General features: G+C 71.0%; 12 protein-coding genes and 1 pseudogene. 4 read left to right on the top strand and 9 right to left on the bottom strand.

All coding sequences use genetic code 11. The features are described 5' to 3' along the window. The first annotated feature begins 4 nt into the window (after nt 1-4). From E1294_RS21830 to E1294_RS21840, 3 genes are read left to right on the top strand one after another with little or no spacing between them, the layout of a single operon-like run. On the top strand, nt 5-1,336 hold the full coding sequence (locus E1294_RS21830) for a Gfo/Idh/MocA family protein (RefSeq protein ID WP_246083179.1): 1,332 nt from the start codon (nt 5-7) through the stop codon (nt 1,334-1,336). Beyond that, nucleotides 1,333-2,898 (top strand): glycoside hydrolase family 13 protein, encoded by a 1,566-nt coding sequence (locus E1294_RS21835; protein ID WP_246083180.1) that lies wholly within the window; start codon nt 1,333-1,335, stop codon nt 2,896-2,898. Before E1294_RS21830 ends, E1294_RS21835 begins: the two co-directional genes overlap by 4 nt. Then, nucleotides 2,895-3,716, top strand: a complete 822-nt coding sequence (locus E1294_RS21840) for an endonuclease/exonuclease/phosphatase family protein (protein WP_132510927.1) — start codon at nt 2,895-2,897, stop codon at nt 3,714-3,716. The genes E1294_RS21835 and E1294_RS21840 overlap by 4 nt, the downstream gene beginning before the upstream one ends. 1,101 nt (nt 3,717-4,817) lie before the next feature. Here the strand turns inward: E1294_RS21840 and E1294_RS21850 are convergent. Beyond that, complete coding sequence (locus tag E1294_RS21850; RefSeq protein ID WP_132510929.1) at nt 4,818-5,795, bottom strand: helix-turn-helix transcriptional regulator; 978 nt, start codon at nt 5,793-5,795, stop codon at nt 4,818-4,820. Nucleotides 5,796-5,858: 63 nt separating this feature from the next. Between E1294_RS21850 and E1294_RS21855 the strand changes: the two genes are divergently transcribed. After that, nucleotides 5,859-7,004 (top strand): epoxide hydrolase family protein, encoded by a 1,146-nt coding sequence (locus tag E1294_RS21855; RefSeq protein WP_132510931.1) that lies wholly within the window; start codon nt 5,859-5,861, stop codon nt 7,002-7,004. A 390-nt stretch (nt 7,005-7,394) separates the two neighbouring features. On the opposite strand, the gene E1294_RS21860 is transcribed toward E1294_RS21855, so the two are convergent. The 8 genes and pseudogenes from E1294_RS21860 to E1294_RS55955 all read right to left on the bottom strand — a co-directional run. Further along, a complete protein-coding gene (locus tag E1294_RS21860; protein ID WP_132510978.1) occupies nt 7,395-8,039 on the bottom strand; it encodes a dihydrofolate reductase family protein in 645 nt (214 codons plus the stop codon). Then, complete coding sequence (locus E1294_RS21865; protein WP_132510933.1) at nt 8,039-8,512, bottom strand: SRPBCC domain-containing protein; 474 nt, start codon at nt 8,510-8,512, stop codon at nt 8,039-8,041. The genes E1294_RS21860 and E1294_RS21865 overlap by 1 nt, the downstream gene beginning before the upstream one ends. Next, complete coding sequence (locus E1294_RS21870; RefSeq protein WP_132510935.1) at nt 8,509-8,847, bottom strand: ArsR/SmtB family transcription factor; 339 nt, start codon at nt 8,845-8,847, stop codon at nt 8,509-8,511. Before E1294_RS21870 ends, E1294_RS21865 begins: the two co-directional genes overlap by 4 nt. 121 nt (nt 8,848-8,968) lie before the next feature. Beyond that, nucleotides 8,969-9,475 carry an ABC transporter permease gene (locus E1294_RS21875; protein ID WP_246083184.1) on the bottom strand — a complete coding sequence of 169 codons (507 nt, stop codon included), beginning with the start codon at nt 9,473-9,475 and terminating at the stop codon, nt 8,969-8,971. Continuing rightward, nucleotides 9,376-10,116: an ABC transporter ATP-binding protein gene (locus E1294_RS21880; protein WP_246083181.1), complete on the bottom strand. Its 741-nt coding sequence runs from the start codon at nt 10,114-10,116 to the stop codon at nt 9,376-9,378. The genes E1294_RS21875 and E1294_RS21880 overlap by 100 nt, the downstream gene beginning before the upstream one ends. Before the next feature lie 37 nt (nt 10,117-10,153). Beyond that, the gene (locus E1294_RS21885; RefSeq protein ID WP_132510937.1) at nt 10,154-10,564 is read right to left on the bottom strand and encodes a DUF6069 family protein; all 411 of its coding nucleotides are present in this window, start codon (nt 10,562-10,564) and stop codon (nt 10,154-10,156) included. Between the two features lie 304 nt (nt 10,565-10,868). Next, nucleotides 10,869-11,579 carry an aldo/keto reductase gene (locus E1294_RS21890; RefSeq protein ID WP_246083185.1) on the bottom strand — a complete coding sequence of 237 codons (711 nt, stop codon included), beginning with the start codon at nt 11,577-11,579 and terminating at the stop codon, nt 10,869-10,871. Between the two features lie 22 nt (nt 11,580-11,601). Continuing rightward, nucleotides 11,602-11,970, bottom strand: a pseudogene (locus E1294_RS55955) (aldo/keto reductase); the annotation flags it as partial. Between the last annotated feature and the right edge of the window lie 54 nt (nt 11,971-12,024).

Below are 12,024 nucleotides of genomic sequence, written 5' to 3' on the forward strand. Positions count from 1 at the left end.
AGACATGCCGGTTCGGCTGGGCGTCCTCGGCGCCGGGAGCCGCGGGAGGGATTCCTACGGGCGATGGATCGTCCGGCATCCCGAGCGGGCGCGGATCGCGGCCGTGGCCGACCCGATCCCGGATCGCAGGGACGGTCTCGCGGCCGCGGCGGGGGTTCCGGACGAGCGCCGCTACCACGACTGGAAGCCGTTGCTGGCCGACGCCGAGCACCTGGACCTGGACGGGGTGATCGTCGCTCTGCCCGACCGTGACCATGTCGCGCCGACGCTGGAGGCGGCCCGCCGCGGCCTGGCCGTGCTCGTGGAGAAGCCCGTCTCGTCGACACCGGCGGAGCTGGAACAACTCGCCGATGGCGGCAGCCGCCTGAACGCGCGCATCTCCGTCGGCCACGTCATGCGCTACCAGCCGTTCTGGCAGACCCTGCACCAGCTGGTGGCGGGCGGCGCGATCGGACGCCTGGTCACCATGCGCATCGAGGAGAACATCGGTTTCTGGCACTTCGCGCACTCCTACGTGCGCGGCAACTGGCGAAACTCCTCGACGTCGAGCCCGATGGTGCTCGCCAAGACCTGTCACGACCTCGATGTGATCCGCTGGTTCGCCGGTTCCCCTCCGGTGAGCGTGTCCAGCGTGGGCGAGCTGACCTACTTCCGTCCGGAGAACGCGCCGCCCGGCGCTCCTGAGCGATGCCTGGACGGCTGCCCGCACGCGGACGACTGCCCCTTCTACGCCCCCCGCTACTACGTGGACGCGCTGCGCGACGTGCACGGCTCCCCGGTGGCGCTGCTGGGCGCCGACACCTCGCCGGAGGGACGGCTGCGAGCCCTCGAACACGGGCCGTACGGCCGATGCGTGTTCGGCGGCGGCAACAACGTCGTCGACCATCAGCAGACCGTGATGTCCTTTCCCGGCGGTCTCACCGCGACGCTGTCGACCTCGGCCTTCACCGGGCAGAACACCCGGACGGTGCGGCTGACGGGGACCGGCGGGGAGATCGCGGGGCATGTTCGGTCGGGGTCGGTGAAGATCGACCTCTTCTCCCCCAGCGCGGTCCTGCCCGAGCTGCCCCACGCCAGAGACGTCGTACGAGGCAGGCGGGGCCCCCTGCGGCACCAGGCGATCGAGCTGCTCGCCGGTCCGGCCGAGGGCGAGACGAGGGATCATCGCGGCCATTCGGGCGGCGACGACGGGCTCATGGACGCCTTCGTCTCCTCGCTGACCGGCGGCGGCGCTCCGGCGACTTCTCTTGAGGCGTCGCTCGACAGCCACCGGATGGCTTTCGCGGCCGAGAGATCGCGGTTGGAAGGCCGCACGGTGCTGTGGGGGGAGGCGTGAGCTGGTGGCGGGGCGCCGCGATCTACCAGGTGTACCTGCGCAGCTTCGCGGACGGGAGCGGCGACGGCGTGGGCGACCTCGCGGGGCTGCGCGCCCGCCTGCCGTACCTGCGCGAGCTCGGGGTGGACGCGCTCTGGCTCACCCCCTGGTACGTGTCGCCGATGGCCGACGCCGGCTACGACGTCGCGGATTACCGCGATATAGACCCGCTCTTCGGGACGCTGGCGGAGGCTGACGCCCTCATATCCGAGGCCCACGACCACAGGCTGCGGGTGATCGTCGACATCGTCCCGAACCACACCTCCGACCGGCATCCGTGGTTTCGAGCAGCGTTGGCCGGCGGACCCGGGTCCCCGGAACGCGAGCGCTACCACTTCCGCGACACTCCCAACGACTGGCCGTCGCGCTTCGGCGGACCCGCCTGGACACGGGTGCCCGACGGCGAGTGGTACCTCCACCTGTTCGACTCGTCCCAGCCCGACCTCAACTGGGAGCACCCCGACGTGCGGGCGGAGTTCGAGTCGATCCTGCGGTTCTGGCTCGACCGTGGCGTGGACGGCTTCCGCATCGACGTGGCCGACCGGCTGGTGAAGGCGGACGGCCTGCCCGGCCTCGGTCCCGACCCCGATCCAATGGACCAGCCGCACGCCGACCGCCCGGAGGTCCATGAGATCTACCGCTCGTGGCGCAAGCTGCTCGACTCCTACCCGGGCGAACGGATGTTCGTCGGCGAGATCTGGGTGAGCGACCCCGCCCGCTTCGCTCGGTACCTGCGCCCCGACGAGCTCCACACGGCGTTCAACTTCCCCTTCCTGCGCAGCCCCTGGGAGGCCGGCCGGCTGCGCGCCGTCATCGACTCCACGCTCGCCTCGCACGCGCCCGCAGGGGCGCCTCCGACCTGGGTGCTGTCCAACCACGACGTCACCCGGCACGTGACCCGCTACGGCCGGAGCGACACCGGATACAGCCAGCGGACCCGCGACGAGCCCGCCGACCTCGCGCTGGGCACTCGGCGGGGCAGGGCCGCCGCGCTGCTCACCATGGCGCTGCCCGGCGGCGTCTACCTCTATCAGGGGGACGAGCTCGGCCTGTGGGAGGTCCTGGACATCCCGGCGGAGCTGCGACAGGATCCCGTGACCCGCCGTACGAACGGGGCGGAGCTCGGCCGCGACGGATGCAGAGTGCCGATTCCCTGGGAGGGGGCGGACCCGCCGTTCGGGTTCGGCCCGGCACGCACGTGGCTGCCGCAGCCGCCGGAGTGGCGCGCGCTCACGGTCGCGGCGCAGGAGCGCGACCCGGACTCGATGTTGTCGCTGTACCGGACCGCGCTGCGGATCCGCGGAGACGGGCCCGCCCTCGGCGACGGCGCGATGACGTGGCTGCCCGCGGGGCCCGACGTGCTCGCCTTCACCCGCGACCCCGGCTTCGCCTGCGTGGTCAACCTGTCGCGGGCGCCGATCGAACTACCCGCGCACACCCGGGTGCTGCTGCTGAGCGGCGACCTGGCCCACGGCCTGCTCCCGCCCGACACGGCGGCCTGGCTACAAAAAGGAGAACCATGACACAATCCCGCGTCCGCGCCCTGATCGTCGTGCTCACCGCCGTCCTGTCCCTCGCCGCCACCCCCTCCCACGCCGACAGCGTCCGGCAGTTACGCGTCGCGACGTACAACATCCACCATGGCGTGGGCAACGACGGCAAGCTAAACCTCGAACGGATCGCGCAGGTCATCCAGGACTCCGGCGCTCAGGTGATCGGCCTCCAGGAGGTGGACCGCCACCACAGCGTGCGCTCCGACTTCGTGGACCAGGCGAAGTGGCTGGGTGCCCGGCTCGGCATGCACGCCGTCTTCGGCGCGAACATCGACCGCGATCCTCCCGAGCCCGGCGCCGAAAGGCAGCAGTACGGCACCGCCATCCTGTCCAGATACAAGATCCGCGAGTGGCGGAACACGCTGCTCCCCCGGCCGGAAGGCGGGGAGCAGCGGGGTCTGCTGGAGGCGCGGATCAAGGTGCGCGGCGTCGACGTCCGCGTCCTCACCACGCACCTCCAGCACAATTCCCAGGTCGAGCGCATCGCCCAGGTGGCCGCCATCCGGGACCTGCTCGCCGAGTCGCCCGATCCCATCATCTTCACCGGCGACACCAACGCCTTGCCGGACTCCGCCGAGATGGTCACGCTCAAGGAGTCTCTGGCCGACGCCTGGGACACGGTCGGCCACGGCGACGGTCTCACCTACAGCACGGACAACCCGCGCACGCGCATCGACTACGTCATGTCCTCGCCCGACGTCAGGGCGACCTCGGCCACCGTGCTGAACACTGACGCCTCGGATCACTTCCCCGTCGTGGTCGACGTCGAGCTGCCGTCACCTGCCTGATGTCCAGGTGACCCGCGGGGGTACCCATATGGCCAGCGATCTCCAGGGGTTCCCACGCGGTCACTGCGGGACCGGTTTGTCGGTCTTGATCGATAATGTGCCGCCGTTTCGGCTGCGGTTCGAGGCCGACGACGGGTTCCGCGAGCATGTCCCGGACTTCCTGGCGGTGCCGCGAGGCAGATCGGGATGGTTGTTCGACGTCCGGCCCGCTCCGTTGATCCGGAATCGAGCTGAGGTCGCCTTCGCCGCGTCGCGGGAGGCGGCGTGGGCGGTCGGGGTGGCGGTATTCAGCGGTGGCGGGATGGCGTCCGCACGTGCTGCTGAGCCCGGCGTAGGCGGCTGTGGCCGCCAAGACCGGTACGCTCAGCGTGGCCCCATCGGCCCAGCGCAGCACGGCCGGTGCAGGCGCTTCGGCCGAGAGTTCGGTCTCCAGTTTCCAGGCGCTGTTGATCAGGCTCCGGGCCACCCACCGCGGCGTGTGCTCCCATCGGCGCTAGGGTCAGGTTCCGCAGCGGGACGAACCCCCTGATCCAGGGCTCGCGCTCCGCGGAGGTCTGCCAGCGTTCGGCGACCTCACGGGCGCGATCGGTGAATTCGTCGGCAGTGACCGTTGCTCGGGCGGAACCGCAGGCCGCCGCGAGCACGAGCACCACTGCGGCTCAAAGTATGCGCATATCCGGTAGACGGGCCGACGGACGGCGCGGTTCGCTCAGCCCGCGGCTAAGCTCGGGCACGAATGCGGCGCTCTGGGAACAGCTGAGGGTAGTCACAATCCGCCTTGACCGCCCCTTACCGATCTCGACACCATGCCCAACATGAGTGTCGGCTTGATCATCGAGATGCCCTCCGTCAGTGGGGGCTCATCGACCTATTCATGGACAACGACGCCGGCGCCGAGACAGTGGACGGTGATCGTCAACGGGCCGACCTTGCGCGTCGAGCCCTGGAGGCATAGCCCCAGCCCACCCGAATTCATGGCAGGCGCGGTCTCGCTTGATCTTCGGTTGGGTACTGTCAACGTCGATGACGCGAGCACCGGTATTTCGGCGCCCGTCGAAGTGACAGTGCCCAGGTCGGGAGCAAGTCCTGCTGTCATCTTCGCTACGTCCAGACATCTGCTGTTGACGATGATCTGGCAGCGGTGGCGAGGCGGGCGGAGAGGGTGCGGATGCGGTCGACGAGCTCAGGCGGCTCGTGCACGTCGAAGTCGATGTCCATCAGAGCGACCCAGACGGCGAGTTCATCGAGGTCGTTCGCGCCGCTGGACAACGTGCAGGACCCCTCGTCGATCGGCTCGATCGTCCCCGTCGTGGGCGGCATGTGCTCGGCGACGACCTCGGCCGGAGCATGCATCGTGAAGCGGCCCTGGTAACGATAGGGCGCGCTGGAGATCGACCGGGACATGTAGGTGGCCAGGTCGGAGTCGGGTGGGTCCCGTGGGACGAACCGCGGTCCGTTCGGCGTCTGCAGGCTCAGGCGGTCGACCCGGTAGGTGCGCCAGTCGGCGCGGCTGGTGTCCCAGCCGAGCAGGTACCAGCGCCGCCCCGAATGGACGAGCCGGTAGGGCTCTGCGGCGCGGGTGCTCTCCTGCCCCTCGTGCGTCCGGTAGCCGAACCGCAGGGTCTCGTGGTCGCGGCAGGCGGCGGCGATCGCGGTCAGGGACGCCGGGTCCACCGCCGAACCCGCCCGTCCCATCGGCACGGTCATCGACTGCAGTGCGTGTACGCGATGCCGGAGCCGGGATGGCAGCACCCGTTCGAGCTTGGCCAGCGCCCGCATGGAGGTCTCCTCGATCCCCGACACCGAACCGCCGGCCGCGGTCCGCAGCCCCACCGCGACCGCCACCGCCTCGTCGTTGTCCAGCAGGAGGGGCGGCAGGTCTGTGCCTGCGCCGAGCCGGTAGCCGGGCGTGCCCGCGGTGGCGTGCACGGGATAGCCGAGTTCGCGTAGCCGCCCGACGTCGCGGCGGACCGTCCGCGCGGTCACGCCGAGCCGCTCCGCCAGTTCCGCGCCCGACCACTCCCCGTGGGTCTGCAGGAGCGAGAGGAGTCTGAGCAACCGGGCCGATGTCTCCACCATGCGCTCCAGATTGCCCCATTCCTAGGACTGATCCTGTCCTAACCCGTCTCTAGCGTGTTCCCCATGAGGTTCACCACGGAGATCAGCCCGTTCCGCATCGACATCGCGCAGTCCGCGCTCGACGACCTGCATGACCGGCTGGCGCGCACCCGCTGGCCCGACGAGCTGCCCGGCGTCGGCTGGTCGTACGGAATCCCGGTCTCGTACGTGCGGCGGCTGGCCGAATACTGGCGCAGAGGATATGACTGGCGAAAGCACGAGGCGGCGCTCAACGAACACCCGCAGTTCACCACCGAGATCGACGGCCAGAATATTCACTTCCTGCACGTGCGCTCCCCAGAGCCGGACGCGCTGCCGCTAATCCTCACCCACGGCTGGCCTGGCTCGATCGTCGAGTTCATGAAGGTCATCGGCCCGCTCAGCGACCCCCGGGCCCACGGCGGCGACCCCGCCGACGCCTTCCACGTCGTGGCCCCGTCCATCCCGGGCTTCGGTTTCTCCGGCCCCACCCGCGAGACCGGCTGGGACCTGCGCCGGGTCGCCCGCGCGTGGGCCGAGCTGATGAGCCGCCTCGGCTACGAGCGCTACGGCGCCCAGGGCGGCGACAGCGGCTCGGTCATCTCCCCCGAGCTCGGCCGCGTCGCCCCTGACCGGGTGGCCGGCGTGCACGTCAACGGCGCGCTGGGCTTTCCTGCCTTCGACCCGTCCGAGATGGAGGGCCTCACCGAGACCGAGCAGGCCCGCATGGAGATCTACACCGACGACGACCGCTCCGGCTACGCGATCGTCCAGGCCACCCGGCCGCAGACCGTCGCCTTCGGCCTGCACGATTCCCCCGCCGCCCAGCTGGCCTGGATCGTGGAGAAGTTCAAGGAGTGGACCGACCCCGCGCACGACCTGCCCGAGGACGCGGTGGACCTTGACCAGATGCTCACCGACGTGACGATCTACTGGCTGACCCGCACCGCCGCCTCGTCCGCCCGGCTCTACAAGGAGGGCTCGGCGCAGTGGGGCATGCCGGTCGAGCGATCGGAGGTCCCGCACGGGGTCGCGGTCTTCCCCGGCGACGGCGGGATCCGGCGTGTCGCCGAGCGCGAGCACAAAGTGATCCACTGGTCGGAGTTCGACCGGGGCGGTCACTTCGCCGCCATGGAGGCCCCCGACCTGCTGGTCGACGACGTCCGGGCGTTCTTCCGCAGGGTCCGCTGACCACGAGCTCCGCGTTGCGTCGGTCCGTGGTCAGGCCCGCCGTGTGTGGTCAGGAACACGAGCCGTCAGCTCGCCTGCTGGCGCCGCATCAAGTGACGTCCCCGGCCGAGGACCTCGGGCGGCCCACCGCCACGAAACCGAGCGGGCCAGAGGGCGAGGTGGTGCCGTGCTCTCCACCGCACAGTGCGGCTGCTGGAGCCACACCCGGATCGCACGGTCACGGTGAATGTCGTTCGGTGGCTCTGACGAGATGCTGACCTGAATGACAGTGCCCAGGTCAGCCGCAGGCTCTGCTGCCACGTTCAGGGGCGCCGCACAGGACCGTCCTGACGACGATCCTCAGCATCCCGTGGGATGATCCGGGTCCAGCCAGGATGTTGTGGGCATGGCCTACGGCGCTCGTTCTCCCTGAAGGAAGGCGGCGACGCCCTCGTATGCGCCCTGGGAAGCCTGGCCTGTCGTGTCGTACTCCAGGAGCAGCAGGCCGTTCGGTGTCGCCTCGTGGTGGACCAGGCGCAGGCCGGACGTGGCGCCCGGGCCGGTGACCAGGCGGCGGCCGGTGCGCAGCAGCGTGGGCGCGATGGCGAGGCGGAGCGTGTCGACCAGGCCTGCCGCCAGTAGCGCGTCGGCCAGGCGGGCGCTGCCGTGGACCTGCAGCTCCCGTCCTGGTCGTGTCTTCAGCGCGGCGAGCGCCTGGGCGACGTCGCCGTTGAGCACGGTCGTGGGGTGCCACGTTCCCTCGGTGAGGGTGTTCGACACGACGTACTTCGGCAGCGTGTTCATGCGTTCGGCATACGGGTCGGCCGGGTCGGTGATCTTCGGCCAGTCGCGTGCGAACGCTTCGTAGGTGCGGCGTCCGAACAGCAGGCCGTCGGCGAGGCCGAGCCATTCGGAGGTGCGCTGGACGAATGTCTGGTCGATGTGGGGCACGAGCCAGCCGCCGCCGGTGAAGCCGTCGCTGGTGTCTTCGTCCGGTGAGCCCGGTGCCTGGCTGACCCCGTCGAGTGTGAGGAACTGGAGCAGGGCGATCTTCATCACGGTGCCGTGCTCTCGGCGAAGGCGGCCAGCTGGCGGGTGACCGAGCCCCAGCCGTCGGCGAAGCCGAGTTTCTCGTGGCGGGCACGGGATTCCGGATCGCCGTGCCGGACGAGGATCCGGTAGTCGGTGCCGTCGGGGTGGTCGTTCAGGGTGATCGTGGCGGTCATGGCGACGGGTGCGGGATCGGCGGGGCGCCAGGTGCTGGTGACGGCGTTGGTGAACACGATCCGTTCGGGTTCGTCCACGGCGAGGAAGCACGCGTCCAGGTGGGGGGCGAACTCCGGCCCGCCGTCGCTCATCCGCGTCACGAACGCTCCTCCGGGCCGAGGGTCGAGGCGGTCCACCCGGCAGCGGAAGGGGGCGGGGATCCACCATTGCTCGAGCCGGGACGGGTCGGTCCAGGCGCTCCACACGGTGGCGCGCGGGGCGCGGATGATCCGCTCCAGACTGAGGTCGAGGTCGGGATTCATGGCCTGTTCTCCTGTGGGTCGGTGACGAACCGTTCGAGGCGGTCGGTGCGTTCCTGCCAGATCCGGCGCTGCTCGGCGAGCCAGTCGTCGACGAGGGCGAGTCGCTCGCGGTTGAGCACGCAGGTGCGTACCCGGCCGGATTTGGTCGTGCGGATGAGCCCGTTCGATTCGAGGGTCCGTACGTGCTTCATGAACGAGGGAAGTGTCATGGGGAAGTCGCGGGCGAGGTCGCCGACGCTCGTGGGCCCGTGGCCGAGGCGCCGGACGACGGCGCGCCGGGTCGGGTCGGCGAGGGCGAGCAACACGCCGTCCAGGTGCGCCGAATACTGTGCCATAAGGCTAAGTGTTGCAGGACATCATGGTCAGCGCAAGGGCTAAGTGTTCGGCTCGCCCGATGGACGGCAGGCCCGGCTCGGCCTCCTCCATCCGTTGCCCGGCCGGCGGCTGAGCGTCGGGTCAGGTGAAACGCCTGCCCTCGTCGCGGCGGTAGGCCCAGACGGCGGCGGCCGCCGTGGCGCCGGTCCAGACGGCCAGCATGACCAGCGGCACCGCGCCCGGCCGGGCACCGGCGATCGCCCACCAGATCAGCTCGGCCGCGCCCCTGGTGGGCACGTACGGCGAGACGGCCTGCACGAACCCCGGCAGGATCTGCGGCGGCAGCAGCAGCCCGCCGAGGATGGCCATGGGGAAGAACAGCAGTTGTGACACCGCCATGGCGGCCTTCGAGGTCAGCAGGAAGCCGACGCACAACCCCATCAGCATGAACGGCACCACGCCCGCGACCAGCGCGCCGATCCCCAGCAGCAGCCCGGCCGGCGTGATCGTCGCCTCCGTGAACAGCGTCGCCACCACCAGGACGGGGATCACCGAGATGAGCATGACGGCCAGTGTTGACAGGATCCGCCCGGCGAAGCGCGGGAGCGGGCCCGCGGGCAGCGTGCGCAGGTACGGGTTCCACGGCAGGTCGCGGTCCTGCGCGACCGCGCTGCCGAGCCCCATGAGCGCGGCCGACATGGCGCCGAAGAACCGACCAGCCGGTCGGGGTCGTTGACGACCAGGTCGATCCGGCCGCCCGAGCGTTCGGCGCCGAGCACGCCCGGCAGGTGCGGCAGGTGTTCGGCGACGAGGGAGACGCGCCGGGTGCCCACCAGGCCGCGGACGGCCCGCACGGTGCCGTCGGCCAGGACACGGCCGTGACCGACCACCAGGACCCGTTCGGCCAGGGCCTCGATCTCCTCCAGGTAGTGGCTGGTGAGCAGTACGGTGCCGCCCTTCTCATGGAAGGACCTGATGCCCTCCCACAGTGCCCGCCTGGCCTCGACGTCCAGGCCGGTCGTCGGCTCGTCGAGGAACACCAGCCGCGGCTTGCCCGCGAACGCCAGCGCCACCGCCAGCCGCCGTCGTTGCCCGCCGGACAGGCCGCCGACCTGCCGCCTGGCCAGGTCGGCGAGGCCGAACCTGCCCAGCAGCTCGGCCGTGCCGGCGCCGTTCGGGCCGAGCAGGCCGACCAGTTCGCCCGCTCTGATGTCGAGCGAGACGTGGTCGAGTGCGAGCACGTCGCCGTAGCGGCGGGTGGCGTCGATCGCCCTGGCGAGGACCGTCATGCCGGGTCTCCTGCGTCGTGGTGTCGGCGGGGTTCGGTCATCGCCGTGCCAGCCCTGGAATGAGCACGGCGCCGACGATCAGGTGCAGCAGGACCAGCACCAGCCTCGCGGTGGCGTCGGCCGCGCTGCCGAGCGGGCCGAGCAGGGACAGGGCGAGCACGACCAGGGCGACGATCGTCCAGAATCGGCCGGCCCGGGAGGCGAACCGCTCGAGAGCGGCCAGCAGCGCCCAGCCCGCCAGCCCGGCCAGCAGGCTCGCCACCACGACCGCAGCCGGCCCGACCTGCTGGGTGCCGCCGCCCGTCCGCACGGTCAGCGCGATTCCGGCCACCGGGACCGCCAGGACCCAGCAGGCCAGGGCGGCCGCGGACGCGCCGATCACGGTGAGCGGCCTTCTGGCGGAGGTGTTCACGGAGGCGTGCACGGGGGTGTTCGAGGACGTGTTCATGCCGGTCAGCCTCGCCCGTCGGCCCGGCCCGCCGCATCGGGCGCGCGGTCGCGCCGTGTCCTCCCCCCGGTGGGGAGCGGCTCCGACTTTGGGAGGTGATGGGCCTGCCGCACCGGCGACTGGCCGGGCCGATGCGCCGCGTTGCGCCCGCCCGCGCGGTGATGCCGGCTGTTCCGCTGTCGGGCACGGAGACGGTTCCCACGTCCCGGCGACGCTTCTCGCCAAGATCGGGTCAGCGCGGAGGCGGAACGGTGACGACGGACCCGGCCGGGATGCCGTGGCGTCTGGACCGTCGGGCCGCGGTTCACCGAGCGGCGGCGCGGCGGCGGGCGGGGTCGGAGAGGACGGCCGCGTTGTAGCCGGCGTCGTCGGGGTTGAGGTCGGTGCCGGGCGCCACGACGCGGTCGACGCGGTCCAGCACGGCGGGCTCCAGGACGATGTCCGCGGCGCTCAGCTGGGAGTGCAGGTGCTCGGCGGTACGCGGGCCGATGATCGCCGCGGAGACCGCCGGGTGTGTGGTGACGAACGCCAGCGCCAGCTGGATCAGCGTCAGGCCCGCTTCGCCGGCGATGCGGGCGAGCTCGGTGGCGGCGTCGAGCTTGGCCTGGTTGCCCGGCACGGTCAGGTCGTAGTGGGCGGACGTCTGGCGGAAGGGCATCGTCCGCGTGCGGTGGCTGGACAGGTCGGGGGCGCCGCGGCGCCAGCGGCCGGACAGCCAGCCCCCGGCGAGGGGACTCCAGGCCAGCACCCCCATCCGGTACGCCTCGCAGGTGGGCAGCACATCGGCCTCGACGCCCCGGCTCAGGAGGGAGTAGGGCGGTTGTTCGCAGACGAAGCGCTCGCGCTGCCGCCGCTCGGCGGTCCACTGCGCCTGCACGATGGCCGAGGGGGCGAATGTCGAGGACCCGGCGTAGCGGATCTTGCCGGCGCGGACGAGGTCGGACAGTGCCCCCAGGGTCTCGTCGAGGTCGGTGCCGGGATCGGGGCCGGTGCACCTGGTAGAGGTCGAGGTGATCGGTGCCGAGGCGGCGCAGGCTCTCCTCGCAGGCCCGGACGATCCAGCGCCGGGAGGCGCCGCGCTCGTTGGGGCCGGGACCCATGGGGCTCGACACCTTGGTCGCCAGGATGACGTCGTCGCGGCGTCCGGCGATCGCCTTCCCGACGATGACCTCCGATTCGCCGCTCGAATAGACGTCGGCCGTGTCGATGATGGTGACGCCGGCGTCGAGCGCCGTGCGGATGATGCCGATCGATTCGGCATGATCGGGGTTTCCCCACTTCCCGAACATCATCGCACCCAGGCACAGCGAGCTGACCTGGACTCCCGTGCCGCCGAGCGTGCGGTAGCGCATGACCTTGGACGGTCCTTCCGGTGATCGAGGCGGTGTGGTGTCAACGTCCGGCATGCCTCTGCTACCGTCCGCATAAGCGGAGCAGGGTCCGGTTGGCCGCCATGCTAA

Origin of the sequence: Nonomuraea diastatica (assembly GCF_004349015.1) — a bacterium.
Taxonomy (GTDB): Bacteria; Actinomycetota; Actinomycetes; order Streptosporangiales; family Streptosporangiaceae; genus Nonomuraea; species Nonomuraea diastatica.